The 26,454-nt window shown below is 69.0% G+C and carries 26 protein-coding genes and 2 tRNA genes; 8 read left to right on the top strand and 20 right to left on the bottom strand.

All coding sequences use genetic code 11. The features are described from left to right. Window positions 1-33: 33 nt before the first annotated feature. The 3 genes from VF106_RS03620 to VF106_RS03610 are packed head-to-tail and all read right to left on the bottom strand — an operon-like array spanning window position 34 to window position 4,180. Entirely contained in the window at window positions 34-894 is an 861-nt protein-coding gene (locus tag VF106_RS03620) for a DUF6807 domain-containing protein (RefSeq protein ID WP_330838101.1), read from the bottom strand. Further along, the gene (locus VF106_RS03615; protein ID WP_330838100.1) at window positions 885-1,961 is read right to left on the bottom strand and encodes a Gfo/Idh/MocA family protein; all 1,077 of its coding nucleotides are present in this window, start codon (window positions 1,959-1,961) and stop codon (window positions 885-887) included. Before VF106_RS03615 ends, VF106_RS03620 begins: the two co-directional genes overlap by 10 nt. After that, complete coding sequence (locus VF106_RS03610) at window positions 1,961-4,180, bottom strand: glycoside hydrolase family 3 N-terminal domain-containing protein (protein ID WP_330838099.1); 2,220 nt, start codon at window positions 4,178-4,180, stop codon at window positions 1,961-1,963. Before VF106_RS03610 ends, VF106_RS03615 begins: the two co-directional genes overlap by 1 nt. Before the next feature lie 224 nt (window positions 4,181-4,404). Between VF106_RS03610 and VF106_RS03605 the strand changes: the two genes are divergently transcribed. The 4 genes from VF106_RS03605 to VF106_RS03590 are packed head-to-tail and all read left to right on the top strand — an operon-like array spanning window position 4,405 to window position 8,558. Beyond that, window positions 4,405-5,703 carry an extracellular solute-binding protein gene (locus VF106_RS03605; protein WP_330838098.1) on the top strand — a complete coding sequence of 433 codons (1,299 nt, stop codon included), beginning with the start codon at window positions 4,405-4,407 and terminating at the stop codon, window positions 5,701-5,703. 54 nt (window positions 5,704-5,757) lie between these two features. Continuing rightward, window positions 5,758-6,687: a carbohydrate ABC transporter permease gene (locus VF106_RS03600; RefSeq protein WP_330838097.1), complete on the top strand. Its 930-nt coding sequence runs from the start codon at window positions 5,758-5,760 to the stop codon at window positions 6,685-6,687. Then, entirely contained in the window at window positions 6,684-7,502 is an 819-nt protein-coding gene (locus tag VF106_RS03595; RefSeq protein ID WP_330838096.1) for a carbohydrate ABC transporter permease, read from the top strand. The genes VF106_RS03600 and VF106_RS03595 overlap by 4 nt, the downstream gene beginning before the upstream one ends. Before the next feature lie 39 nt (window positions 7,503-7,541). Then, window positions 7,542-8,558 (top strand): LacI family DNA-binding transcriptional regulator, encoded by a 1,017-nt coding sequence (locus VF106_RS03590; protein ID WP_330838095.1) that lies wholly within the window; start codon window positions 7,542-7,544, stop codon window positions 8,556-8,558. Between the two features lie 226 nt (window positions 8,559-8,784). Here the strand turns inward: VF106_RS03590 and VF106_RS03585 are convergent, their stop codons facing one another. The 5 genes from VF106_RS03585 to VF106_RS03565 all read right to left on the bottom strand — a co-directional run bounded on the left by VF106_RS03585 (window position 8,785) and on the right by VF106_RS03565 (window position 12,298). Next, complete coding sequence (locus VF106_RS03585) at window positions 8,785-9,639, bottom strand: hypothetical protein (RefSeq protein ID WP_330838094.1); 855 nt, start codon at window positions 9,637-9,639, stop codon at window positions 8,785-8,787. A 58-nt stretch (window positions 9,640-9,697) separates the two neighbouring features. Further along, window positions 9,698-9,868 carry a hypothetical protein gene (locus VF106_RS03580; RefSeq protein WP_330838093.1) on the bottom strand — a complete coding sequence of 57 codons (171 nt, stop codon included), beginning with the start codon at window positions 9,866-9,868 and terminating at the stop codon, window positions 9,698-9,700. Window positions 9,869-9,973: 105 nt separating this feature from the next. Then, window positions 9,974-10,831 carry a hypothetical protein gene (locus VF106_RS03575; RefSeq protein WP_330838092.1) on the bottom strand — a complete coding sequence of 286 codons (858 nt, stop codon included), beginning with the start codon at window positions 10,829-10,831 and terminating at the stop codon, window positions 9,974-9,976. Then, window positions 10,821-11,642, bottom strand: a complete 822-nt coding sequence (locus tag VF106_RS03570; protein WP_330838091.1) for a protein phosphatase 2C domain-containing protein — start codon at window positions 11,640-11,642, stop codon at window positions 10,821-10,823. The genes VF106_RS03575 and VF106_RS03570 overlap by 11 nt, the downstream gene beginning before the upstream one ends. Further along, window positions 11,642-12,298, bottom strand: coding sequence for a vWA domain-containing protein (locus VF106_RS03565; RefSeq protein ID WP_330838090.1), 657 nt, complete (start codon window positions 12,296-12,298; stop codon window positions 11,642-11,644). Before VF106_RS03565 ends, VF106_RS03570 begins: the two co-directional genes overlap by 1 nt. Before the next feature lie 59 nt (window positions 12,299-12,357). Here VF106_RS03565 and VF106_RS03560 point away from each other — a divergent pair, with 59 nt between their 5' ends. Continuing rightward, window positions 12,358-15,267, top strand: a complete 2,910-nt coding sequence (locus VF106_RS03560; protein WP_330838089.1) for an AfsR/SARP family transcriptional regulator — start codon at window positions 12,358-12,360, stop codon at window positions 15,265-15,267. Window positions 15,268-15,684: 417 nt separating this feature from the next. Here VF106_RS03560 and VF106_RS03555 read toward each other — a convergent pair whose 3' ends face one another. From VF106_RS03555 to VF106_RS03545, 3 genes are all read right to left on the bottom strand, one after another. Beyond that, on the bottom strand, window positions 15,685-16,926 hold the full coding sequence (locus tag VF106_RS03555) for a helix-turn-helix domain-containing protein (RefSeq protein ID WP_330838088.1): 1,242 nt from the start codon (window positions 16,924-16,926) through the stop codon (window positions 15,685-15,687). Between the two features lie 109 nt (window positions 16,927-17,035). Further along, on the bottom strand, window positions 17,036-17,206 hold the full coding sequence (locus VF106_RS03550; protein WP_330838087.1) for a hypothetical protein: 171 nt from the start codon (window positions 17,204-17,206) through the stop codon (window positions 17,036-17,038). 123 nt (window positions 17,207-17,329) lie between these two features. After that, the gene (locus VF106_RS03545; protein ID WP_330838086.1) at window positions 17,330-17,881 is read right to left on the bottom strand and encodes an NUDIX domain-containing protein; all 552 of its coding nucleotides are present in this window, start codon (window positions 17,879-17,881) and stop codon (window positions 17,330-17,332) included. Between the two features lie 202 nt (window positions 17,882-18,083). Between VF106_RS03545 and VF106_RS03540 the strand changes: the two genes are divergently transcribed. From VF106_RS03540 to VF106_RS03530, 3 genes are all read left to right on the top strand, one after another. Further along, complete coding sequence (locus VF106_RS03540; protein WP_330838085.1) at window positions 18,084-20,015, top strand: acetoacetate--CoA ligase; 1,932 nt, start codon at window positions 18,084-18,086, stop codon at window positions 20,013-20,015. Window positions 20,016-20,074: 59 nt separating this feature from the next. Beyond that, window positions 20,075-20,164, top strand: a tRNA-Ser gene (locus VF106_RS03535). 13 nt (window positions 20,165-20,177) lie between these two features. Continuing rightward, window positions 20,178-20,250: transfer RNA gene (locus tag VF106_RS03530), tRNA-Arg, on the top strand. A gap of 103 nt (window positions 20,251-20,353) precedes the next feature. Here VF106_RS03530 and VF106_RS03525 read toward each other — a convergent pair. From VF106_RS03525 to VF106_RS03485, 9 genes are all read right to left on the bottom strand, one after another. After that, entirely contained in the window at window positions 20,354-21,352 is a 999-nt protein-coding gene (locus VF106_RS03525) for a tyrosine-type recombinase/integrase (RefSeq protein WP_414638844.1), read from the bottom strand. A 179-nt stretch (window positions 21,353-21,531) separates the two neighbouring features. Next, window positions 21,532-21,717, bottom strand: coding sequence for a helix-turn-helix transcriptional regulator (locus VF106_RS03520; RefSeq protein WP_330838083.1), 186 nt, complete (start codon window positions 21,715-21,717; stop codon window positions 21,532-21,534). Next, the gene (locus VF106_RS03515) at window positions 21,714-23,063 is read right to left on the bottom strand and encodes a replication initiator (RefSeq protein ID WP_330838082.1); all 1,350 of its coding nucleotides are present in this window, start codon (window positions 23,061-23,063) and stop codon (window positions 21,714-21,716) included. Before VF106_RS03515 ends, VF106_RS03520 begins: the two co-directional genes overlap by 4 nt. 86 nt (window positions 23,064-23,149) lie before the next feature. Beyond that, a complete protein-coding gene (locus VF106_RS03510) occupies window positions 23,150-23,767 on the bottom strand; it encodes a DUF2637 domain-containing protein (protein ID WP_330838081.1) in 618 nt (205 codons plus the stop codon). A 21-nt stretch (window positions 23,768-23,788) separates the two neighbouring features. Continuing rightward, the gene (locus VF106_RS03505; RefSeq protein WP_330838080.1) at window positions 23,789-23,992 is read right to left on the bottom strand and encodes a hypothetical protein; all 204 of its coding nucleotides are present in this window, start codon (window positions 23,990-23,992) and stop codon (window positions 23,789-23,791) included. Between the two features lie 20 nt (window positions 23,993-24,012). Then, window positions 24,013-24,687, bottom strand: coding sequence for a hypothetical protein (locus VF106_RS03500; protein WP_330838079.1), 675 nt, complete (start codon window positions 24,685-24,687; stop codon window positions 24,013-24,015). Continuing rightward, complete coding sequence (locus tag VF106_RS03495; protein ID WP_330838078.1) at window positions 24,687-24,899, bottom strand: hypothetical protein; 213 nt, start codon at window positions 24,897-24,899, stop codon at window positions 24,687-24,689. Before VF106_RS03495 ends, VF106_RS03500 begins: the two co-directional genes overlap by 1 nt. 2 nt (window positions 24,900-24,901) lie before the next feature. After that, window positions 24,902-25,159 (bottom strand): hypothetical protein, encoded by a 258-nt coding sequence (locus VF106_RS03490; protein ID WP_330838077.1) that lies wholly within the window; start codon window positions 25,157-25,159, stop codon window positions 24,902-24,904. 2 nt (window positions 25,160-25,161) lie between these two features. Beyond that, window positions 25,162-26,454 (bottom strand): FtsK/SpoIIIE domain-containing protein (locus VF106_RS03485; protein ID WP_330838076.1); only part of this gene is annotated, 1,293 nt, incomplete at its 5' end.

The following is a 26,454-nucleotide window of genomic DNA, read 5'->3' as shown; positions in this document are numbered from 1 at the left end:
CCCTTGCCCCCGCTCGATGTCCTGAGGCTGCCTTCAGGACATCCGGGCCTGTGCAGCCAGGTTTGCTGGGTCCGGCGCGCCGTCCGCGACGACCACGGCGTACGTCAGTGTCAGGGTCTCCTCCGGGGCCACCGGGACCGTCGCGGAGAAGAACGGGGCCGGGCACACGCAGGCGAACGGGGTCGAGCGGACGAACCACTCCACCGGATGCCCCGGGTTCGTCGGCGCGTCGACGAAGACCAGGGTCGACATGCGGCGGCGGCGATGGCGGCCGAGGAAGGCCAGCCACGGAACGCGGATTCCCATCAGGTCGTCGCCACCGGTGCCTTCTGGCGTGATGACCTCACCGCCGGTGAAGGATCGGGGACCGCGCCACATCAGGCCGCCGTAGCCCGCGTTCGGGCGGCCTTCCGTCGTCGGGCTGCCGAGGCGGATCTCGGCGTCCGACACGTTCGTCATGGCGGTGGTGAACGTCAGCGACCACGCGTCGTCCACTATGGACAGCAGGATCCTGCGTCGCTCGGTGAACCACCGCGAACCGTCGGACGTGAGCCAGTCCAGTTCCTGGTCCACGCGGTCGCCGGAGACCGTCAGCGAGCGGTTGGCCATCGCGCCGTTGTTGTCCAGCTGCACGTATCCCTTGCCCCGCACGAAGGTCGGGCCGCCCCAGAAGTTCTGCGGGCCCACGTTCGGCAGTGACCACGCGATGCCCTTGTGCCACACGTGGTCGGGCGGGCGGTAGATCGACACCTCGTGGCCCGCGAGTGTGCGCACCGGGTGGAAGTACGGGCGCGGTGACTCGATCGCCGGCTCCGGCGGGCGGTACACGTACCGGCACAGTTCCACGCCGTCATGGCGAGCGGTGACAGCCGAGCCCGAGTCCGTCAGTTCCACGGCGCGCCCGTTCCGTTCATCCGGTGGTAGAACGGCGAGTCCGGGCCCAGCTCGCCCCGGCGGATCCGCGTGCCGGTGAACGCCGACGCGTAGATCGCCGCGATCAGTTCGACCGTCATCCTCGTGTCAGCAAGGGACACCGGGGGCGCGGTGCTCGACGACAGCGCCGACAGCACCTCCGCGAACTGTGCCTTGTGGCCGCTCGGGGTGCCGGACGGGCCCTGTTTCCACGCGGAGGACACAGTGGACTGGTGGCCCGGCGCGGCCGTCACCCGCCAGTTCTTGTCCGTGTAGCCGTAGACATGGTCCAGCTCAACGGAAGCGTGCTCGAAGTCGAACCGCAGGAAACTCTGCTCGCGGGGCGACACGACGCTGTTGACGATCGTCGCGACGGCGCCGTTCGCGAACTTCACGAGCGCGCACGACAGGTCCTCGGTGTCCGTCGGCTTCGCCTGCCGCGCAGCGACCGACACCACCTCCTGCCACTCCCCCAGGATCGAGAGCAGCAGGTCGAACTGGTGGATCCCATGCCCCATCGTCGGGCCGCCGCCCTCGATGTCCCAGTTCCCCCGCCACGGCACCGCGAAGTACTCGTCCTCGCGGAACCACAGCGTGTGGCACACCGCCGCCGTCGGCCGGCCGAACCTCGGGTCGCCGACCAGCCGGCGCAGGCGGACGGCACCGCTGCCGAACCGGTGCTGGAACACCGTGGCGAAGAACGCGCCCGACGAGGTCGCGGCCTTCTCGACCGCGTCCAGTTCGGCCAGGCTCAGCACCGGGGGTTTCTCACACAGCACCGAGATCCCACGTGACAGGCACGCGACCGCCTGCTCCGCGTGCAGCCCCGGTGGCGTGCACAGTGTCGCGAGGTCCGGTTTCTCGTTCGCCAGCAACTCGTCCAGGGTCGGGTACACCGCCGGCACCGACCACTTCGACTTGTACGCGGCCAGTGCCGCGGCCTTGACGTCCGTCGCCGCCACGATCCTGGCCCGGCGGCGGTGGGCAGCGAGTGCCTCGGCATGGAATGCGGCGATCCCACCCGTGCCCACGATCGCGACGTCGATCATCAACCCACCGTAACGGAAACCTCGCGCTCCTCGCTCGGCCCGATCTCACGTTCCGGACCGCTGATCGTCGCGGTGAACGCGTGCCGCACGTCGTCGCTCGACGCCGCGAGCCGCAGCTCCACCACGCCCGGCTCGACGATCCGCTTGCCGGCGAGACCCGTGAACGCGGCCACTTCCTCCGGCACGGCAAAGGAAACCCGCCGCGACTCGCCCGGCGCCAGCCGCACCTTCGCGTACCCGATCAACCGCATGACCGGCCGCGTGACCTGTGCGACCGGGTCGTGCAGGTACAGCTGCACGACGTCCGCGCCGGCCACCGAGCCGGTGTTGGTCACGGTCACCGACACCGTGAACCCGTCGGCGATCGCGTCGGTCCAGTCGAACGTCGTGAACGAAAGCCCGTACCCGAACGGGAAGGCCGGTGTCGGGTCCACCGAGCTCGCGCTGTTGAGGCGGCCGAGTGGGGGCATGAGGTACGACGACGGCGCGGCGAACGGGTCGGCCGGCACGCTCACCGGCAACCGGCCGGACGGGTTCACGCGGCCGGTCAGCACGCCCGACACCGCCGAACCGCCCTCCTCGCCGGGGAAGAACGCCTGCACGATCGCGGCACACCGGTCGAGGTAGGGCCCCAGGGCGTACGGGCGGCCGGTCAGCAACACGAGCACCACCGGCGTGCCGGTCTCCAGCACCGACTCCAGCAGTTCCACGCCCGGTATCCGCAGGTTGGCCGCGTCGGTGCCTTCGCCGGACGTGCCTCGGCCGAACAACCCGGCCTCGTCGCCGAGCGCGACCACGCACACGTCTGCCCGCCGTGCCGCCGCCACGGCCTCCTCGCCGTCCTCGGCGTAGGTGAACGACGCCTCGCCCGCGAGTGCCTCCCGCAGTGTCTGGATCGCGACCCCTTCCGGGGCGGACGGGATGTGTTGGGGGAACGAGTAACAGCCGAGCATCGCCGAGGCCGTGTCCGCCTGGGCGCCGACGAGCGCGATCGACGCCTCGTCTCGCAGTGGCAGCACGCCGTCGTTCGACAGCAGCACCACCGACTCCTCGGCGATGCGGCGGGCGAGTGCCCGCGCCTCCGGCGGATCGAAGTCCACAGTGGCCGGTAGCGGCGACTCCCAGTTCGGGTCCAGCATGCCGAGCGCGCACTTCTGCTTCAGCACCCTGGTCGCCGCCCTGTCCACAAGGGACTCGGACGTGTCGCCGGCCAGCACGGCGTCCAGCAGTGGCGTGCCGTATGCGCGCACGTTCGGCAGTTCCACGTCGAGGCCCGCGGCCAGCGCGAGCGCGGCCGCCTGCGCGGGGTTCGCCGCGATCTGGTGCTGGGTCTCCAGGAACGTGACCCCGAAGTAGTCGGAGACCACCGTGCCCTCGAAGCCCCAGCGGTCCCGCAGCAACTCGGTGAGCAGGGCGTGGCTCGCTGCCGGCGGCACGCCGTCGACGTCCGCGTACGCCTGCATCACCGACTCGGCGCCGGCACGCACGGCCGCCAGGAACGGCGGCAGCAACACGTCGGCCAACTCACGGGCGCCGATCGCGACGGGTCCGAAGTTACGGGCCCCGCGCGAGGCCGAGTACCCCACGAAGTGCTTAAGGGTGGCCATGATCCCCGCCGACCGCAGGCCACGGACGTACGCGACGCCGATGGTCGTGACCAGGTGCGGGTCCTCGCCGATGGTCTCCTCGGTACGGCCCCACCGCACGTCCCGCGTCACGTCCAGCACGGGCGCGAGCGCCTGGTGCACACCGACCGCGTGCATACCGGCGCCGATCGTCGCCGCCATCTCCTCGACCAGCTCCGGCGCCCACGCGGCGCCCCATGCCAGCGGCGTGGGATAGATCGTCGCGCGGTGGGTCATGAAACCGGTCGAGCACTCCTCGTGCACCACGGCCGGAATGCCGAACCGGCCGGCCGCCATCACCTCCTCCTGCAACCCGGCGAGACGTGCGGCGCCGGCCGCCGGCTCGACCGGCGCACTGCCGAACGGCCGGGTCAGCTGACCGAGCCCGTTCTTGATCAGCTCGGGCCAGTTCAGGTCCGGGGCGACCAGATCGTGCTGGAACGGGGCGACCCCGTCCTCACCGTCCGAAGTGGACTCGCCAAGCCACACTCCGTACAGCTGCGCCAGTTTCTCCCGCAACGTCATCTTGCCGACCAGGTCGGCGACCCGCTCTTCGGCGGGGCGCGCCGGATCGCGCCACGGCTCGTCGCGCATCCCGCACTCCAATCCCGAAAGTTTCGACCGGCAGAAAACGGCCGTTTCTCAAGCTAACGGCGAGAACTACCGGTAGCAAGGGCTTGACCTCTCAGTTGCGCCCACCGTAACCTCGCTTCAACTACCGGATGTAATCCGAAACTTACGGCAGGTCGATCGCGCTGGGGCGATTCGCTGTCTCGCAGCCTCTGCGCGCTGGCCACATCGTTGAAAGGCGCCACGGCATGGTTCCCCAGCGACTTCCCAGAAGGTCCTTTCTTGGCTTACTCGGTGCGGGTGTCGGCGCCGGCATCGTCGGCTGCGGCACGGATGCCACCTCCGGCAGCGGCGACTCGATGCAGGTATGGGTGCTCCAGGAAGAGAACCAGCAGCTCGCGCACAACGGCTCGGTGGAGCGGTTCAACAAGAACTCTGACGTCAAGGCCCGGCTGGTCGCGACGCCCAACGACGGCTACACCGACAAGCTGCACGTTTCCATGGGCAGCAACAACAAGCCGGACGTGTTCTACAACTGGGGCGGCGGCAGCATCCGCACGTACGCGCGGGACGACCTGCTACTCGACCTCACCCCGTACTTCGACAAGGACAAGGCGTGGAAGGACAAGTTCCTCCCGTCCGTCCTCGAGGCCGGCACCATCGACGGCAAGTACTACGGCGTCCCGGCTCGCGGCATGCAGCCGATCATCCTGTTCTACAACAAGCAGGTCTTCAGCGACCTCGGCGTGCAGCCGCCGAAGACGTGGGACGAGCTGCTGACGATCGTCGACCGGGCCAAGTCGAACGGCATCATCCCGTTCGCGCTGGCCGGCGGCGACGCGTGGACCGAGCTGGTGTGGCCGGAGTACCTCGTCGACCGCATCGGTGGCTCCCAGGTGTTCGAGAAGATCGCGGCCGGTGAGCCCGAGGCGTGGCGCGACCCGGCCATCACCCGGTCCATCGACATGATCCGCGACCTGGTCCAGCGGGGCGGTTTCGGCGACAGCTTCGCGTCCGTGCGCTGGGACGCCGCCGGCGCGTCCACACTGATCGCGCGGGGCCAGGCGGCCATGCACCTGATGGGCTCGTGGGAGTACACGAACCAGGTGACCAACGAGCCCGAGTACGCGAAGACCAACCAGGGCTTCACGGACTTCCCGACCGTCGAGGGCGGGGTCGGGGACCCGAAGGCCATCGTCGGCAACCCCACCAACTACTTCTCGATCAGCAAGGACTCCAAGCACGTCGACGCGGCGGTCGACTACCTGAAGAAGGAGATGGCCTCGACGGCCTACGTCGACCAGTGGCTCGAGATGGGCGACGTGCCGGCGGTGACCGGGCTCGAGAGCCAGATGGACAAGGCGGCGGACCCGGCGTTCGCCGAGATGGTCTACAACATGGTCGACCAGGCACCGACCTTCCAGCTGTCCTGGGACCAGGCCATCGAGCGGGAGAAGGCCCAGCCGATGCTCGAGGCGCTGTCGAAGGTGTTCCTCGGCGAGCTGGACGCGGCCGGGTTCGTCAAGGCGAACGAGAACGCGTCGTGAGCGGAGCTTGCGGAGCGAACCATCAACACTGCGCCGAGGGAGCGGCCTGAAAACATGGTTGTGATCACGGAAGCGCCGGCGCCGGCGCGGGCGGTGCCCCCGCCCGTGCCGCGGCGGAGCAAGCGTGTCAGCCGGCCGAACGCCCTGTACCTGCTGCCGGCGGTGTTGTTCTTCGGTCTGTTCGCGGCGTTTCCACTCGTGCTGGTGGTGTACCTGTCGTTCACCGACTGGTCCGGCGTCGGCACGCCCGGCTTCATCGGGGCGGAGAACTGGATCCGGCTGTTCCGGCAGGACGCGCTCTGGGAGATCACCTCGGTGACGCTCCTGCTGACCGCGCTGTTCTGGGCGACGCAGACGCCGCTGTCGATCCTGCTCGGCGTGTGGGCGGCCGGCAAACAACGCAACCGCGCGGTGCTCTCCGCGTTGTTCTTCCTGCCGCTGCTGCTGTCGACCGCCGCGATCGCCCTGCTGTTCAACCGGTTGTTCGACCCGTACGTGGGCATCGGTCGGGGACTCGAACCGTTCCGCAACATCCTCGGTACCGCGTCCGGCGCCATCACCGCGATCGTGATCGTGGTGGGCTGGCAGTTCATCCCGTTCCACACACTGCTGTATCAGGCGGCGGCACGGAACATCCCAAACGTGCTGTACGACGCGGCCACAGTGGACGGCGCCGGCCGGTGGCACGCGTTCTGGTACATCACGCTGCCGCAGCTGAAGAACACGATCATCACATCGTCGACCATCTCGATCGTCGGGTCCCTGACGTACTTCGAGACCATCTTCCTGATGACCAACGGCGGCCCGGGCACGGCGACCCGCACGCTGCCGCTGGAGATGTACTTCCGGTCGTTCCGTGCCTACGAGTTCGGCTACGCCTCGACTATCGCGTCCGTGCTGGTCATCGTGGCGACAGCCGTCTCGCTGATCATCGTGCGATTCTCCGGTTTCGGGAAGATGGACTCCACGCTGGAGGGCCTGTGAAGACAAGGCCTAATTACATCGCGGGTGCGTTGGCCACGGTGTGGCTGGTGATCGTCGGGGTGCCGATCTACGTGATGGTGTCCTGGAGCGTGCAGACCCGCGACAGCTTCCTCGACAACGGACCGCTCGCGCTGCCCGGCGCGATCACGTTCGAGAACTTCGTCGACGTGATGGACAGCGGGTTCATGCGGTACATGCTCAACACCGCGATCGTGACCGCCGCGTCCGTGGCACTGACGCTGGTGATCGCGGTCCCGGCGGCGTACGCGATCGTCCGGTCGTTGACCTGGTTCTCCGGCGCCACGTTCCGGGTCTTCCTCGCAGGGCTCGCGATCCCCGCGCAGGCCACGATCATCCCGCTGTACCTGATCATCAACCGGATGCAGCTGTACGACTCGCTGACCGCGGTCATCCTGCCGACCGTGGCGTTCGGGCTGCCACTGGTGATCCTGGTGCTCGTCGGATCGCTGCGGGACGTGTCGAACGAGCTGTACGACGCGATGACCGTGGACGGGGCCGGGCCCTTCCGGATCATGTGGCAGCTGGTGATCCCGATGTCCAAGGGCGCGATCGCGGCCGTCGGCACGTACACGGCGCTGGGCGCGTGGAACCAGTTCCTGTTCCCGCTGATCCTCACGCAGGACCCGTCCATGCGGGTGCTGACGCTCTCGCTGACCAGCTTCAAGCAGGAGTTCCAGATCAACGTGCCGGGGATGATGATGGCCGTGATGCTGACCGCCCTGCCGGTGTTCGTCCTGTACCTGGTGGCACGCCGGTGGCTGATCGCGGGTCTCGCTGGGATGGGTAGCAAGTAGACTTCCGAAAGTTTCGGCGATTGGCTCCGGGAGCTGACGATGGCCAGAGAACGCAAGGTGACGATCAACGTCATCGCGGCTGAGGCGGGCGTGTCCGTGCCGACCGTGTCCCGCGTGCTGAACGGGCGGTCGGACGTGTCCCCGACCACCCGCGCGCGGATCGAGGCGCTGCTGGCACAGCACGGCTACCAGCGGCGCGGATCGAGACGCGGCGAGCACGCTGGCCTGATCGACCTGGTGTTCAACGACCTCGACAGCCCATGGGCCGTCGAGATCATCCGCGGCGTCGAGGACGTGGCACACGCCGCCGCGGTGGGCACGGTCGTGAGCGGCATCCACCGCCACTCGGCCGCGACCAGGCAGTGGCTGGACAACCTGCGTGCCCGCAAGTCCGACGGCGTGATCCTGGTGGCGTCCACCCTCCAGCCGTCCCACCAGGCCGAACTGCGGCGCCTGAACGTGCCGGCGGTGGTGATCGACCCGGCGGGCGGCCCCGCACTGGAGGTCCCCACCATCGGAGCGACCAACTGGGCCGGCGGCCGCGCCGCGACCGAACACCTGACCTCGCTTGGCCACCGCCGGATCGGCTTCATCGCCGGCCCGACCACCCTGCTGTGCAGCCGAGCCCGCCTCGACGGCTACCGAGCCGCCCTCGACGCGGCCGGCGTCCCCGTGGACGACGAACTGATCCATCCGGGCGACTTCTACCACGAGTCCGGTTTCCGGGGCGCCAGCGCGCTGATGTCCTTGCCGAACCCACCGACCGCGATCTTCGCGTCCAGCGACCAGATGGCGTTCGGCGTCTACGAGGGCCTGCGGCAACGAGGACTACGCGTCCCGGACGACGTCAGCGTCGTGGGCTTCGACGACCTCCCCGAGGCCCGCTGGGCGTCCCCACCCCTGACCACGGTCCGGCAACCCCTGGCGGAGATGGGCACCCTCGCGGCGCGCATGCTGCTCCGCCTGTCCCGGGGCGAGGAAACGGAAAGCCCTCGGGTCGAACTGGCCACGGACCTGATCGTCCGCAACAGCACGGCCCCTCTGGCAGCCGGTTAGAGCAGGCCCATGCGACTCCGGTGGGCGCGCGAGTGTCCCATTCGCTCGGACTGGCCCCCAAAAGTTGTCCACAGGCCCCCGCGACCAGGGCTTTTGTCCCCGCGGCACGGTACGATGGCCTCGGGGTGGCCCCCCGGGTATGGGTGGGGGATGCCTGCGCAACCATCTGTGTTGGCGTTGATCAACGAGCGCGACTCTTGCCGCGCCCCTTGAGAGTCCGCCGTCATCAGTCCCAGCGGGCGCCGTAGCCGATGCCGCGCTTCAGGTCTCGGAAGGTGAGGCTGATCTCGCCTGCCTTGTCGATCTGGACGCGGCCGCGGTCGCGGGGTGGGCGGCCCTGCAGGCGGGACACCGCGCGGGGCAGGCGGTCGGTGTCGAAGCGGACTCGTAGTTCCAGGTGGTCGGTGCGCCGGCGGGGCATGTACAGGAACTGCCTCGGCCGCACGGGGTTGCGTGAGCGCACCCAGAAGTCGTGGGACTCGCCGACCGACAGCGGAGTCGGCAGCACCAGCGAGCGGCCGCACAGGGTGCCGCCGTTCAGCACGGCGGGCTGACCGAACGTCGTCGCCAGGTCGACCTCTCGGAGGTTGTCCTGTGCGGCGACGATGCGGTGGTGCTCGATGGCCTCCGGCGTGGTGCCGTCCAGCTTGAGGATCACCCAGCTCTCCACTGTGTACCAGCCGGCGTTGGCTGGTTCGGCGCCCCGCAACCGCAATGGCGTGACCGCGAGCTGGGCCAACTGGTGGATGGCGTCGTCGATTCGGCGGCGTGCCGTGCGGGGGTCGCGGCCGATTCGCTGTGCTATCCAGCTCACCCGTTCCTGGTAGAGCGGGTGGCGGGCCGCGGGAATCATCCCGAACGCCGCCAGCGCCGCGATCCGGAGATCGTCGGGCAGCTCAACGGCGAGGTGTTCGAGCCGCTGCGCGACCCGCACGCGAATTTCCCCTGGCCCGTCCTGTTCGGTCACCCCGCAAAGATCGCGAAGGGTATGCCCGACCCGCTCGGCAACATTGTTGACGTACAGGCCACGTCCCTTGCGCAACGCCTTGAGGTCGCTGACCAGTTCGGTGTGTGCGGCCATCGTGCACTCCTCCACAGATTCAGTCAAACCGTCGCCCTGCGACACCAAAACGTTCCGTTTACGGGGCGGTAGCTTCCACCGGTGTGCCACCGTCCACTGTGTGGGCGGGTGGCGGCGGCACCGCCTCCGAGGTGCCGGCGACACCGAAGTAGACGCCAAGCACGATGCCCATCACGAAGCACATCGCCGCCATCCGCAACATTCCGGCGGCTGAAACCAGAATTCTCATCGGTTCCTCCACACAAAGCCCGATCGATGAATTCAGCATGCGCCGCCGACGCCGCGGCGAATACGGTTTTCCCGGCGCCCCCGGAAAAAGGAAACAGGAAACGCGTCATAGGTCTGCTCCGAGCGCTCCGAGCCAGCATTCCGCGGGCGGTCGCCGGCCAGGACGGACCGCGTGCCGGGCGAGTGCGGTCAGCTCCGGGTCCAACGGGAACGCCCCCCGGCAGACGTCCTCCGGCGTCACCTCGTGGTTGCCGAGCAGCACCCGCAACGCCACGAGCGCGAGCTTGTACCGGTCCGTGTCGACCGTGACCTCGGGCGGCCGCGCCGGATCCGTCCAGCCCGCCGTGTCCACCGAACGCACCGCAGGCGGTCGGCCCGCCAGCCGGAACCCGTCGCAGTCGATGGCGAACACCGCGGGCCCTGTGGCCAGCGTCCACAGCAGGTTGCGCATCGACACGTCACCGACCACCACGCCGTTGCCGTGCAGCACGCGGAACAGCTCGACGTACGCCACGGCGAGTCCACGCCGTTCCGTGTCGGTCGGCAGCACCAGGTCCGCCCACATCGCCCGCCGCGGGTACAGGAGGAACTGCAGCTCCAGCAGTCGACGCCGGCCGGCGAGCGAGGTCGCGAACTCCGCAGGCGCTTCCGGCACGAGCGACCCGACACACCGGCCGTCGTCGAACACCCGGCCGACCGGCCAGGCGACCGGCGCCACCCCCAGATCGCGCCGGTCACCCGGCAGGTCGATCAGCCGGCCGAGTTCCTCCGGCAGGACCGTGACGCCCCGGTGGTACAGCTTCAGCAGCACTCCGGGCGGGCTCGCCAACCGGAACACCCGGCCCTGACCGCCGTCCGCGATCTTCGCCGCGGCCGTGAGGTCAGCGAGTGCGACGTCAGCAACATGGCCTCGCTGCCGCTCGGCGTTCGCGAGCCTTGACCCGGCGGCTCGCTCAGTGCTCATGGCCTGCCCAGATCACCGCGGCCGTGCGGTCGTCCTCGAAGCTCCGTAGGTCGAACTGCAGGTGGTGCAGGTAGGTCACCGGGCCCGGCACCTCCGACCACGCCTCAGCCAGGTACGCGCCGACCGGCGTCTCCCGCACCGGGGCGCCGAGCCCGCTCGTGGCGAGCACCAGCGCCTCGCCGGCCCGCAGCACACCCTGCACGCGGTCGGCCGGTCCGCGTGGCGTCGGCAGCCGGTCGTTGCCCTGCTTGGCGAACAGCGGCAGGAAGGTGCCGCTGGTCAGCACAAGCGCCGGGCTGTCCCCCACCCGGACCGCCCGGTACCGGTGCCCCTGCCCAGCCCACCCCAGCTCCACGACGGCGACCGTGAGGGTCGTCGCGCGACTTTCCGGCGACGGTCCGGCGTCGCGCACCGCCCGTCCCGCGGTCCGCAGCGCGTTGACCATGTCCACGCTGTCGAGGTCCGCGCCGGGCAACGCCCAGGCCAGGTAGCCGAGCGCGTGCCGGACGGCGATCTGCGCGCCGCGGTGCGCGTGGGTGGCCGTGCTCGCCCCGTCCGCCACGGCGGCGAGGACGTACCGTCCGCTGAGGTCCAGGACACCCACCGCGTCCTGCCTGACCTCGCCCCGGCTGCGGTGCGCGGCGCCGCGTGTGGAGGCGGCGCGGATCTCGAGCGCCCCGACCTGTCCCGCGTCGACGACCGTGTCGGGCACGTCGACGACCTCGTCGAGCCGCCACGGCCCGCCGGCCGCGCGGGACCGCGACCCGAGCTCACGCGGCCGGAAGACGCCCGTGTCTCCCCATGTGGTCATCACAGCGGGTCGATTCGGAGGGTGGTGAAGCCGTCGATGCGGGCAGGCACCCGCAGCTCCACCACACCGTCGTCGCTTGACCGGACCACGGACGTGGTCAGGGCGTGCGCGAAGCCGTGCAGCGCCGCGGCCGGGCTGACGCCGCCCTGGCTCATGAACGCCTGGAACGTGCCGATCCGACAGATGGTCGCCGCGTCGGCGTCCCCGATGCCGAACGCGATGATGTTCGGCCGCGCCAGCCAGTCCGGGTCGACCAGCCGCTCGTAGGCCGCCGGCCAGATCGCGGGATCGGTCGGGTGCCCGTCGGACAGGAAGAACACGGCCGGCCGGTACACCAGGTGGTACTGCGCCTTCAAAGTGAAGACGTCGTTCTCGATGGTGTCGCGCAGCAACGTGAACGCCTCACCGAAGTTGGTCGCCGCTCTAGTCGTCAGGTCGGTGAGGCCGACCACGTCGCTCGGACGACACAGCGGTAACAACACCTGCGCGTCGCCGGCGAACCCGATGAGGCAGAACCGGGTTTTGTCGGCGACCACAGGATCGGTGCCCACCGCCGTGTGGAGCTGGGCCAACCCGTCGTTCAGCGCGTCCAGGTGATCAGCCATCGAATAGGACTGGTCGCAGACGACGTAGAACGGAAGTATTTCTTCTGGCATTCTCTTCTCCTCCCACTCGGGAGGATGACGTGCTAACCCGCACCAGATCTGGATCAGATATGGACTTCCGGCTGTTCGGCCCGTTCGAGGTGTGGCATGAGGGCACCCAGCTCGATCCTGGGGACCGCCAGCAACGCCTCGTGTTGGTGATCTTGCTGCTCCACGCGAACCACACGGTGACCAAGGAATACCTGCAGGAATACGTGTGGCGCGGCCAGAAGAACCAGCCGAGCTCGGATTTGATCACCGGCTACATCGCCCGGCTCAAGCGAGCTTTCAAGGACACCACCGAGGTGGTAATCGACAAGACCGCGACGGGCTATGTGCTTCGTGTAGATGAAACCCTGATCGACACGGTGAGATTCACCCGGTTGACCGAACTTGCCAGGCAAAACAGCGACCCAAAGTTGTTCTACCAGGCGCTGGACCTGTGGCGCGGGCCTTTTCTCTCCGATATGGACACCGACCGGGTGGGCGGTCCGGCGGTCGTACCACCAGAGGACCTGAAGACCGATGCCCTTGTGGACCTGGCGCGGCTGGAGCTGGCCGCGGGCCGGCACCGGGAGATCCGCGACCGGCTGCGGACGGCGTGGGAGGACGACCACAGCCAGGAACGCCTTGCGATGCCGCTGATGCGCGCGCTGATGGCGGCGGGTGATCACGTCCGCGCGGTCGAGGTGTACCACCAGACCCGGGACGCGTTGGAAGAGCACGGCATGGACCCCTGCCGTGAGCTGCGGGAGATGATGTGGCTGGCCCAGTACGGCGACCGGCTGAGCTCGCTGCCGATCCGCCCGACCCGGTTCACCGGCCGCGCGGACGAACTGGCCTTCGTCGACTCCATGGCGCGCTCCGCGGTGGCGGACGACGCGACCGTGCTGTGGATCTCCGGCATGCCCGGCGTCGGCAAGACCGCGCTCGCGGTCAGCGCGGCGCACCGGCTGGCCGACGTGTTCCCGGACGGCCGACTGTTCGTCGATCTGAACGGCTTCAGCCCGAACGTCGCCCCGACCGCGCCGGCGGCCGCGCTGGAACGGCTGCTCACGGACATGGGTGTGCCGCCGGAGGCCATCCCGCAGAGCACGGTGGCGCGCGCCGAGTTGTACCGGTCCACGCTGGCCGGGACGCGCACACTGGTCGTGCTGGACAACGCCGCGTCCGAGACCCAGGTGGAGCCGTTGCTGGGCGCCATGTTCACGCTGATCACCAGCCGCGAACAGGGTGCGCTCGCCGCGACCGAACACATCAGGCTGGAGCCGCTGGCGCCGGAGGAGGCCGTCGAGCTGTTCCGCGGCCTGGTCAACCCGAGCCGGATCCGCGGCCACAGCGACAAGGTTCGGCAGGTCGTCGCCCGCTGCGGGCACGTGCCGCTGCTGATCCACCTGGTCGCCGCGCAGTTCCAGCGTCATCTGCGCTGGCCGATCGCGCACCTGGTCGAACTGCTGCGCAACGCGTCCCCGGTGAGCCCGGACACGACGTTCCCCGAGGCCGCGTACGTCGCGTGCACCGTGTCCTACGACCAGCTGACCGAGGAGCAGCGGACGCTGTTCCGGTTGTTCGCCGTGGCGCCGGGCCCCGACCTGTCCGGCCCCGGCGCGGCCGCACTGCTGGGGATCTCGAAGGCTCATCCGCTGCTGGAGGACCTGCACCGGATGAGCCTGCTCGAGGAGTCCGCGCCGGAGCGGTTCCAGATGCTCGATCCGTTGCGCGACTACGTACTGGCCGCCCACCCACCACCGGACCCGGCGGCCGCGGTCGACCGCCTGCTCGACTTCTACCTGGCGTCCACGGCCACCGCGATGGCCGTGCTGTTCCCGTTCGACCGGGACCGCCAACCGTCGATCGGAGCGACCAGGCCGGTCGTGCCACGGTTCCCCGACACCGCGGCCGCGCTGGCCTGGCTCGACGAGGAACGGCACAACCTCGTCGCGGCCGTGCACCACGCCGCAGAACACGACCGGCAGGAACACACCTGGCAGCTGGCCGTGCTGTTGTGGCGCTACCTGTACACGCGAGGCCACCTCCGCGACTGGACCGAGACGTTGCAGAAGGCGGCGGACGTGCTGACGGACACCCGCGGTCTCGCACACGTGTGGCTACGGCTGTCCGGCGCCCGCTGGCGTTCCGGCGCGTTCATCGAAGCCCGCCGGCTGGCCGAACAGGCACTCCCGCTGTGGCTGGAACTGGGCGACGTCCTCGGCGAGGCGGACACCCTGTCCGCGACCGCGATGGCCGCCCGCAGCCTGGGCGACTTCGCGGCCGCGGCCGCGAAGTACGAGGCCGCGCTGGACCGCTACGAGCGGATCGGCGACAAGCGCGGGCAGGCCAACACACTCGACCTGCTCGGACTGCTGAACGAGTTCCAGGGCGACCTGCGGACCGCGGAGAGCCGGCACCTGGCGGCCATCACGCTGCTGAGGGCGCTGAACCACAAGCCGGGGCTGGCGCACTCGCTGGACAACCTCGGCTGCGTCCGGCAACGACTCGGCCAGCTGAAGGAGGCGTTCGCCAACCACACCGAGGCCCGTGCCCTGGCCATCGAAATCGGCGACCGGGCCGGCGAGGCGTACGCGCTGAACAACCTGGGCAACACCCACCGCCTCGCCGGCCGCCTGGTGGAGGCGGTGGAGTGCCAGAAACAGGCCCGCAGCGTCGCCGACCTCGTCGTGGACCCCAACCTACGCACCCAGCTGTACCTCGACCGCGGCGAAACAGCATGGGCCACCGGCGATCAGCAGGCCGCGCTCCACGCCTACCGGGCCGCACTGGACATGTCGGCCGGCATGGGTGAACGGGTGCAACGCGCCAAGGCCAACCACCGCGTCGCCATGGTCATGCACGCCACCGGCCAGCACACCCCGATCCACTGGCAGGACGCCCTGACCGAGTTCACCGAACTGGGCCTACCCGAAGCGAGCGCGGTGCAGGCCGAACTGGCCGCACTGACCTGCGCCTGCACAACACCCTGAGCGTGAGCAGGAAGCGAACACAGCGTCGCGCGCGTTGCTCCAGCCCTCACCCGATCCCGGACAGGGTTCCGTCAAAGTCGTTGGGAGCTGGTGATGCCCGACGCAAAGCGCCTACCGCGGAAACACGACTCGGACGGCCCCGGGGCAAGAGGCTAGAGCAGACTTGATCTATGACCTTCTAGCGTCCAGCCTATTCCCCAAGACCTGAAACCGACCCCGCTGGCAGAGCCGACAAACCAGCACTGACCTGCACAAACACCTACCGTAGAGTGTAAAACGGCGGCCCCCACCCATTCCCGGGGGCACCCCGCTAGCCAGTCTACCGGTGGGGGGTGACCGTCACGGGCAAGTCGATCTTGCCTGTGGACAACTCGGTGGGCTGTGGACAACTCCGTGGTCGGAGAAGTCCGGGCCAGGTCAGTGCAGCATCGTGACCAGTTCCTGGCGTAGTTCGCTCGCGGCGCGGTCGGTGTGCCAGCGACCGAGGGTGCGTGAGAGTTCCCGCAGGTCGAGGCGGATTGTCGCCGAGTCCACCCTGGCCGCGTCGGTCAGCACCTCGCGGGCGGCGACGCAGGCCTCGTCGATGTCGCCGTGCTGGGCGTGTGCGAGCGCCCGCCGCACACCGAAGCGGGCGCGGGCCCGCCGCGCACCCAGCGGGATCATGGGCAGCTGATGGTCCAGGACCTCGGCGGCGTCGCCGGGGCGGCCGAGGTCGTACAGCGACCAGCCACGCACAAGCGCGACCTCGTCGGGCACCGACGCCGAGCCGAGCACCGGCCCGTTGCCACGTTCGCGGATGGAGAGGAGGGCGGCCGCGCGGTCCAGTGCCTCCTCGTAACCGCGGACGTCGCCGGCCAGCGCGTGGCCCTGCGCCTCGCAGCGGGCGGCCAGGCCGAGGATGCGGGGGCCGGCGCTCCGGTCCTTCTGCGCGCGGCGGGCCAACTCGACGGTCTCCCTCGGGTTGTGCTGGTAGAACGCGATCTCGGCATGGCGGAACAACGCGAAGCTCGCCATGTGCGGGTCGCGACCGGTCGCGAGATCCACCGACCGGTTGGTCCAGCGCGCCGCGTCGGCGTCCCACCCGGCCTCCTGGCTCATCCAACCCGCGAACTCGGCGGCCCGCGCCGCCAGCAGCAGCAGGTCGGAACGCATCGGTTCGGGGTTGTCGACCGCCAGCGAGCGCAGCGTGTGAACCTGCGCGATGACCTGGCCGAGCACGGCCGCGGGACTCGTCCTCGTGCCCAGCGTGCGGTACTGGTCGAAGGACGCGCGCAGGATCGAGAACGTCTCGTCGTCGATGGTCGGGACAGCGCCGCCGGTGACCGCGAACCCGAGCAGCGCCCCCGCCCCGGCGAGGACCTGACGGCGAGGCAGCTCCGCGAACCGCAGACCGGAGTCGTCGAACTCCAGCACCCACACCTCGTCGGTCCGCGCAGCCTCGGCCCTGCTCGGTTTCTCCGGCACCGCAGCCGCCAGCACGCCGTCCGTCCCCAGTACGCGGTCGCACTGCTTGGCGAACATCGCGGTCGGCCGCTTCAGCCCGTTCTCGATCTTGCTGACGTGCCCCTTGCTGTAGTGGGTGCGCTGCGCCAGCTCTCCGAGTGAGACGCCGGCCGCGGCGCGACAATCACGTAACAACGCGCCAAACGACTCAGCCACGGTTGCCTCCCCAGCATTGCTCCCCTGCTGCCGAGTACACCACCGGAACATTCGGATGGCAATGTTTTCGGCGCCGGGTTAACCCCCTCACCCCGGCGCCGGAATCTCGTCAGCCGATCCACTCGTGCCCGTTGGTGGTCGCGGTCGTGGTGGGGGTCGGCTCGGGTTCGGCGCCCGCCACCGCGGTGGCACCGAACAGCGGGACGGCGAGCGCGATGGCGGCCGCACCGGCCAACACCGCGAAACGAGCCGTGAAAACGGCCGCACGTGTCCTCGACATGATTTCCTCCTGGGATTCTTCTGGCGCCTTGTGGCGCCTACCAGAAGAATTCACGCAGCTGGCCATCGGCGACAATATATTGCCCGTTTCCCACTAAAAAAGGAAACGGGAAACACCCTCTTTTCAGAGGAGTCCCCGCACCTTGGCGACCAGCACGGCGAACGAACTGCCGGCGTGTGGCAGTTCGCCGGCGAGGACCATGTCGACGACCTGCTGGACGGGCAACCAGTGCAGCTCGAGGTCGGCCTCGCCCGGTTCGAGCCGGCGTTCGCCGCAGTCCCGCAACCCGGTCGCGAAGAACGCATGGTCTCGGTGGTTGGTCAACGAGTCGGCACAGTTGATCGTGCCCAGCATGGACCAGTCCGTGGCCGAGACCCCGACCTCCTCGGCCAACTCGCGCCGCGCGGCATCGCCCGGCTCGGTGTCCACGTCGTCGACCCGCCCCGCGGGCAACCGCCACTGCGGGCCTCGGTGTGTGTAGATCCACTGCCGCGTGACGGCGATCCGCTGTCGCTCGTCGACGGCGAGCACGGTGACCGCAGGAGGCGCGAGCACGTGGTCGTAGTCCCCGTGCGACCCGTCCGGCCGCCGCGCGGCGTCCCGCCGCACCTCGAACCACTGGGAGGCGAACTTCACCTCCGACGACAGCGAGGTCCACCCTCGCTCAGCCGACATCTCGGACACGTTCGCAAGTCAACCACCTCCGTGATCGATTCCGAAGGTGATCAGGGGACTCAGGCATGAAACCCGCCTTGATCCGTCCCGTTTGTCCAAGTGGACACCGGCTGGTCAGAACAAGGACAACTCACCGGTCACGGGCCGCGATGTGTGGGTGGACACCATGGCAAGGGCCTGCGATATGGGATAGGAACAGGCCATGACCGACACACCGCTGTGGCGTCCGGACCCGGAGCGCGTCGAGGCGAGCAGGATGGCCGAGTTCCGCAGGTGGCTGGCGTCCACGCGAGGTGTGGAGGTCGGCGACTACCAGGCGCTGTGGGAGTGGTCGACCAGCGATCTGGAGGCCTTCTGGGGCGCATTGGTCGAGTTCCTGGGCGTCCGTTTCCACAGCGACCACGAGCGGGTCCTCGGCTCGACGGAGATGCCGGGCGCGACCTGGTTCCCCGGCGCGACGCTCAACTACGCGGAGCACGCCCTGTCCGCCGGCGCCGACGACGCACAGGCGGTGATCTTCGAACGCGAGGACGGTCTGTCGTCGACGCTCACGTACGGTGAGCTGCGGGCGCAGGTTGCGGCGGTCCGGGCGGCCCTCGTGGACCTTGGCGTGCAGCGCGGTGACCGAGTGGTGGCCCTGGCACCGAACATGCCGCGGACGCTGGTGGCGTTCCTCGCGGCGGCCAGCCTCGGCGCGACGTGGTCGTCCTGCTCGCCGGACTTCGGGGTGCGGGCCGTGGCGGACCGGTTCACCCAGATCGAGCCGGTGGTGCTGTTCGCGGTGGACGGCTACCGGTACAACGGCCGGACCTTCGATGTGCGCCCGACGGTGGCCGAGTTGCAGCGGCAGATCCCGAGCCTGCGCGCGACCGTGCTGATCGACTACCTGTCCGAGGAGGCCACGGCCCCGGACACGGTCCCGTGGACGACGTTCGCGAGCGGTGCCGGCGAGTTGACCTTCGACGCCGTCCCGTTCGACCACCCGCTGTGGGTCCTGTACTCCTCCGGCACGACGGGCCTGCCGAAGGGCATCGTGCAGGGCCACGGCGGCATCGTGGTTGAGCACCTGAAGCAGCTGGCTCTGCACGCCGACTTCGGCCCAGGTGACCGCTTCTTCTGGTTCACCACGACGGGCTGGATGATGTGGAACTACCTGATCTCCGCCCTGATGGTGGGCGCGACGGTGGTCATGTACGACGGCAGCCCGGCCCACCCGGACCTGGGCACGCTGTGGCGCCTGGCGGCCAGACACCGCGTGACCTACTTCGGCACCTCCGCCCCGTACATCCAGTCATGCCTGAAGCAACACCTCACCCCCGCCAAGGACCACGACCTGACGGCACTGAAGGCCTTGGGCTCGACCGGCGCCCCGCTGAGCCCGGAGGGCTTCCGCTGGATAGCCGACGAGGTGGGCGCTGACGTGCAGATTTGCTCGGTGTCGGGCGGCACGGACCTGTGCACCGCGTTCGTGGGCTCGGCCCCGGACGTCCCGGTGTGGCTGGGCGAGCTGTCCTGCCGAGCACTGGGCGCCGCGGTGGAGTCCTGGTCCGAAGCAGGTAAACCGTTGACGAACGAGGTAGGCGAGCTGGTCATCACGAAACCAATGCCGTCCATGCCGCTGTACCTGTGGGGCGACACGCCCGGGGACCGAATGCGCGAGTCGTACTTCGAGCCGTACCCAGGCACATGGCGCCACGGCGACTGGATCCGGATCACGGAGCGCGGCTCAGCGGTGATCTACGGCAGATCGGACTCAACCCTCAACCGAGGCGGCGTCCGCATGGGCACGAGCGAGTTCTACCGCGTGGTGGAGGGCTTCGACGAGGTGGCGGACTCGCTGGTCATCGACACGTCCGCCGACGTGGAGGGCGAGCTCCTGTGCTTCGTGGTGCTGGCGCCAGGCGTGCCCCTGGACGCGGTGGAGCCCCGCCTACGGACGGCGCTGCGGGCCGCACTCTCCCCCCGCCACGTGCCGGACCGCTTCATCGTGGTGTCCGAGGTCCCGAGAACCCTGAACGGCAAGAAGTGCGAGGTCCCGGTGAAGAAGATCCTCGCCGGCGTACCCCCGGAACGAGCGGTGAGCCGAGACGCCCTGGCCAACCCCGACTCACTGACCGCCTTCATCCCGAGGTGACCCCCGGGTGTGGCCGGTGAGAGAGGGGCTGTGTAAGGTACTCGACGAGCGGTCTCCGGGGAGGCTTCGCCTAGTCTGGTCTATGGCGCCGCACTGCTAATGCGGTTGGGGGCAACCCCTCCCGGGTTCAAATCCCGGAGCCTCCGCCACACAACTGAACATGCGCCCGTAGCTCAACGGATAGAGCATCTGACTACGGATCAGAAGGTTAGGGGTTCGAATCCCTTCGGGCGCGCTGTCTGGTTGAGACAGCAAGACCAGGTCAGGGCCTTGTTTCGATTCGTCGAGACGAGGCCCTTCCTGCATCCTCAGGGCACCGGTTGCCAATAAATGGCCAATCATCCCTCCTTGCCTTTGACCATCGCATCAAGTGCGTCAGCGCTCGCCCGGGACGACTGACCACGACCCATGTAATTGTTCAGGGTCATAGACGGGTGCGAGTGCCCGAGGACGTCAGCGATCTGCCGCGCCGTCAACCCCGCCTCGTCGAGCAACGTCCCGACCGTCTTCCGGAACGTGTGGAATGTGACCCACTCATAACCGGCCCGCTTCCGGAACGGCACCCAGTGCCGGTTGGTGAGGTTCGACGCGTTCTGGTAGCCGCCACGACTGTTAGGGAAGATCGGCTGGCCCGGGTCGACGTCGCCAAGCGCGGCCCTCCGGGCTTCCAGCATCCGCACGCACCAGTCCGGCAGAGGAATCGAGCGGTTCGAGGTCTCCGACTTGCCCGCGTTCCGAACGATGCCCTTACCGCGGGCTTGGATGATATTGCCGCTCATCGTCAGCGTTTTCACCTCGGCGTCGAAGTCGGACCATTGCGCGCCGAGCGCCTCACCCCGCCGCTCCCCTGTCGCGACGAAGAACCGAACCAGGTCCGGCAAATCACCCCGCAGCGCCTCCTCATCGGTGTCGAGCTTGGCGAGGAAGTCGGCGACATCGCCGGCGGAGAGCGAACGGGCCTTCTTGCGCTTGTTCTTCGCCCGCCGCTCAGTCAACGGTGCGATCTCACGGGCTGGATTCGCTTTGATCGCTCCCGCCTGCACCGCGTAGGTCATCACGTTGCTCACCACGGCCTTTGTGTGTTTGGCGAGGCTCAGACTGTGGGCCTTGAGCTTGGCCTGACACAGACTGTTCACGACCGGCGTCTTCACCTCCACCAACCGCAGACTTCCCAGCGTCGGCAGCACATGGTTCCTGAGGTGGTCGCTGTAGGTGTCCACCGAGGATAACGAGTAGATGCCGTTCTCCGCGTCCGCGCGGTATCCAGCGAGCCACAACCGAGCCGCTTCTGAGAAGACCGCAGTCGGCGCGAGGGTAGCGCCGGGCGCACGGGCGATCCCCTCGCTGATCGCATCCCGAACAGCCTTACGCGCTTTCTCCTTTGTAGACCCGCGGCGACGAACGTCCGAGTACGTGCCGTCCTCGTGACGGTAACGGCACCTAGCTGACCATGACCGCCCAACCTTTTTGACCTGGATCTCGCCAGCTGTTCCTGGCGACAGCGGTAGCCGCCCCATCAGGCGACCTCCGCGGGCAGCTCCCGGAACCACCGTTCGACGTCGGCCGGGAGGTACTTGACGTACTTGCCGACGCGACGTCCGGGCGGGCCGTAGCCCTTCGTGCGCCACTGGTAGAGGGTCTGTTCGGGGATGCCGAGGTACTCGGCGACGTCCTTGATCCCCCACAGCCTGGATGCGTTCATGCTGCTTGTTCCTGTTCTGTTCGGTGCCGGTTGAGCCGTGCTTGCCGGGTGCGGTCGGAGATCGCGGCGGCGAGTTCGCGTTCGGCGTCGTCGGCGTAGCCGGTGCCGGTGAACTCCCAGTCGTTGATCACGATGATGTCGGCGAAGTCCTCGGCAGGGATGCCAAGCGCGGTCAGCCGCTCGACGAGCCGGTGCGCCTGGCGATCGCCGCGGAGGGTCTTGAACGTGGTCGAATAGGCGCGGGACTTGGTGAGGAAGTGGCCGCGGAAGCCGAGCATGTGTGCCCAGCGCCGCAGGTTCAGCTCCGCGTATTGGTCGAGGTCGCCGAGGTCCCAGGCGGTTTGGATCATGCGCCGGTGGTGGTCGGAGACCCGCAGGTGGTCAATGTCCAGTTGAGACCGGACGGGGCGGTCGGCGGCTTCAGTCTTGCCGGTGCCCTTGGTGGCGTACTTGGCGATGTAGCTGGACAGGCGTTGTTCGCTGATCTGTCCGTCGTCGTCCTCCACATCGGACGTGCGCAGGATCGGCCGGATGTCGACCTGCCCGCCCCAGGTGAGCGTGAGCGCGGTGCCGTCCGGTCGCATCGTCTTGACCGCGACAGCTCCAGCAGCAGCGCGTACCGCCTCGTCGAGCAGGTCGGCGGTAGCCCACGTCGGCGGTGGGCTGACTGCGCCGTCCGGTCCGTCGAGGCGGACGACGGCATGGAAGTGGACGAGCCCGCGCCGCTGGTACTCGGCGACCTTGCCATACGAGACGCGGGCTACGTACTTGAAGTCGCGGACCCGGATGCCTGCGCGTTTGGCGATCTCGCGGCGTAGGCGGGTGACGAACCGGTGCCACAGCACGCCGGTGTGTGCCTGCCAGAGCACCGCGCCGGTGTAGTCGTACCCGTCGGCGTCGAGCGGTGCGCCGATTCGTGGGTCGTGTTCGTGGTGCCGTTCCCCGCATGGGCAGCGCAGCGGTCGGCCGGTGCTGGTGAACGCGCGGTTGTGGACCTGCCCGAACGAGGGCGGGGTGAGGGTGACGAACGCGCGTGGCCGGTCGGTGACCGACTCCGGGACACCCTTGGAGCCACCAGACAGCCCGGCGCGGATCAGGTGGAACGCGTCGGCGGCGTAGCGGTCCGAGCAGGTCGGGCACACCGCAGCGCGCCGGTTCCCGCACGGCACCCACGCAGTCCCGCCGTACTCGTCGATCACCTCACCGGTCGGGGTGTGCATGAGCGTGGAGCCACCGGCGAGCCGGATCGGCTTGGCACAGCCGCCGATGGCCTCCACCCGGGCGCGCCAGTCGCCGTAGTCCGCGGCTCGCAGTCGTTCACGAATGCGGTCGTCGACCGTCCACATGCGGATCACCTCCAAGTTGGTTGGGGCACAGCCAGAAGGCGGGACACAGCCGGTGGTGGCCGTGCCCCGCCTGGTGGGTGTGCGGGTCAGTCGTGGATCGGGTACCCGTTGGTCGCCGGGCGATCGGCGAGCACACGCCGCGCCAAATCGGCCGGCACCCGGGCCACGCGTTGGATGTCCTCGATCGAGGGTTCGCGGCCCTCATCCCGTGCCGCAGCCACGGCCGCGTCGATCCGGGCGGTCATGTCGGCAGGCAGCCGCACTCGAGGAATGGCAGCCGGTGCCGGTTCGGGTGCTTCCTGTGCCAGTTCGGCCTCAGCGGGCGCGGGTGGTCCGGTGGGCGTGCGCCGCATCAGGAGCTTCACGACCGCGAGGAACCCAAGCGCGGGCATTGCTGCGACCAGCCACCCGGCCGGGGACGGTTCGGCTTCGGCGACCTGGGCGGTCATCTGGACCAGTACCCCGAACACCAGCACAGTTGCAGGGAGCGCGTATGAGCGACCGGCAGCGCGGTCGTGGTGGATCTCAAACCCGGCCACCACCGCCATGCCCTCGATGACCACCGCGGTCGCCCACGCGAGCCACCCGGTTTGGCCGTGCGAGACGGCCCAGTCGTGGGTGTGGGTGAATCCAGCCGCCGCGCCGATCCCGCCGAGGACGACCGCGACGCCGATCCGGATCACGTCGGCGAGCTTGCCGCGCATGGCCCGTTCTCCTCTCTGTTGTCAGCCGGTGCTCGTAAGCGCGTCGCGGGCGGCGGTGAGGTCGCGCCACAGGTCGTACGCCTCCGCGAGCAGCCGGACCGCGGTGCGGTAGTGCTCGTTCGGGAGACTGCGAACGGAGATGTCCTCGATGGTCTTGATGACCTCATCCAGGCGCCGCGTCGCGGTGTCGTAAAGGGACGCGGCTGATTCGGCTGCCGTGGACACAGGGTTGGTCCTTTCTGGAGTCAGGGGTTCGATGTGCTTTGCACTGCGGCGACCGCAGCCTCTGCGGTCAGGTCCAGCTCTGCCGCCCACCCGACGATGTGGGGCCAGTGGCGGTGTGCTGGGCCGGTCGCCCCGGCCGCGATGTGCGAGGCGAGCACGAGGGCGGTGGTGGCCTGGTTGTGAGACACGGTGCGGCCCGGCAGCCAGGACACCCGCCACCGCCCATACGGTTCCCGCTCGTCCACGGCGTGCGCGGACTGCCCGCACGAGGCGGTCATGGTCGTCTCACCACCGCGGATCTTCGGTTTCGCGAGCGCGGCCCAGCGGTGCATCAGGGCATGCCCGCTTTTGGTGAGCCGCAGCGGGATGACCGGTCGGCGGATCGCGCCGTGTTTGCAGGACACGGTGTCGCGGGCCGGGCGCCGCTCCACGTAGCCGTTGGCGGCCAGCGAGGCCAGCACGTTCTCGTCGGTGGCGAGCCGGACGCGGGTGTCGTCCTCGAACACCACGTACCGGTCTCCGTCGTCGAGCAGCCCGTACCGGCCGTGGTGCACGTCGGCGAGAACCTCCGCGGCGACCTCGGGGCGGCCCGTCGACCGGGCACCCAGCGAGCGGGCACGCCGGGTGCCGGATGGCGGTGGCGGGTCGATGTCGTCCGTGGTGGCGGTGCCGAACAGGTCGAGCTGGTCGGCCATCAGAACCACCACCAGTGGCCGCGGGCCTCGAACACCCACTCGCGGGCCAGGCCGCGCAGCGCGAGCAGCTCGACCACGACCGCAACGAGCACTGCGATCACGAACGGGCCGGAACCGAAACCCCAGATCCAGCCGATGACCAGCACGCCGAGCCCGAGCAGAAGTGTGACCCGCAGCCAGGTTCCGATCAGTTGTCCGGTGGTGCGCAGCATGATCACGCCACCTCCCGCACGTCGGACCGAGCGACCGGCGTGGACTGTCGGGCCGGGCGGTGCTGGTCGTCGCGGGGCTGGAAGCGGGTGCGCCGCCAGGCCACCACGAACCCGACGACCAGCCCGACGACGAGGGTGACCACCAGGCCGAGCAGGCCGTACCCGAACTCAGGCACGGCCACGGCCACGGTCAGGATGGTGAGTCCGAACAGCATCAGCAGGCCCAGCATGATCGCGGGGCGCTCAGTGTTGTGCGGCATGGTCAGGCCACCACTTCCAGGTTGGTCCGCCCACTCGACTTGGCGGTGTGGACGAAGTTGACGAGTTGATCTACCTCGCGGTCATCGACATACGCGGCACGCACCCGCATCGGGACCCGCGTGCGAGGCCGGACGACGTAGCCGATACCCGCGGTCTCCGGCATGTTCGGAATCTCGTCGGCGAGAGCGCCGCGCAGCCGGGCGTCTTCCCCGAGCACGCCGTCGACCTGCCCTGCCGAGGTCAGCCGCAGGCACACCCGCACGGTGAACAGGTCCCGCACCGGCACCGTGTCCTTGGTCGGTTCCTGCACGAACCCGACCATGTGATGCCCACTGGAGCGGCCCTGCGACCCGACCACCGCGAGATTGCGCCGGTTCTCCCGGGCATAGTCGCCATAGGCCAGCAACGCGCCCATCTCGTCGACAATCAGCAGGTTGACCGGCGTGTCAGCCGAGACTGTCAGGGTGCGCTTTCCCTTACCGCTCAACCGGCTTTGGCCCTCTTTGAGGTCCTCGACGTAGTCACTGATCAGGTCCGCGCAGTCCTCATCGGTGGCCGCGTAGCGGTGCGCGATCGGCGCGAGCTTGGCGAACTCCATCTGCTTGGGATCACACACCCACAGCCGCACCAGCCCATCCCGCAACAGCGGAGCCAGTGTGCGCAGCAGCGACCACCCGATGCTGTTCTTCCCCGCCCCGGTCGCCCCGGCGACGAACCAGTGATTCCCGGTCAGCGACTCGCGCCACTCACCGCCGAACTCGTCATCCCCGAGGTAGACCGACCGCAGGTCCACCGCGTCGCACTCGGCCGGCATCTCCGGCGCGTCGATGACCTCCGTGAACGGTTCCGCGTGCTGCACGACCAGCCCGATCACCCGCGGCTTGACCTTCTCGATCCCGATCCGCTCCACGTTGAGCGCCGCGCACAGCTCCTCCACCCGATCCGTGAAGGACCGGACCGATTGGCCGCGGGCCAGCTCCACCCACACCGTGTCCACCGTCGGCGAGTGCGCCCGCACCTTCAGCACCCGCGGGAAGTGATCCGCCCCGGTCTTGCGGTGCGTGGTGAACAGCTCGCAGTCGGTCATGGCCTTCTGCCACCGGCCACCCCTGTAGGTCCACCACCGACGCCGCGCCGACCGCACCCGCGGGGTGACCACCCGGTCGAAGCTGTTCGGGTGTCCCCGATACCACGCGCCGACTGCCGCAGCGGCCACCCCGGCGCCGATCCCCATGGTCTGCGGTCCCAGCTCAGCGCAGCCCCAGCCGAGCGCACCCGGCACCACCAGGCTTCC

It is taken from the genome of Actinophytocola sp., assembly GCF_036378875.1.
Classification (GTDB): domain Bacteria; phylum Actinomycetota; class Actinomycetes; order Mycobacteriales; family Pseudonocardiaceae; genus Actinophytocola.
Note: the sequence above shows the minus strand (reverse complement) of the source record. Positions and strands in the feature narration are given on the sequence as shown.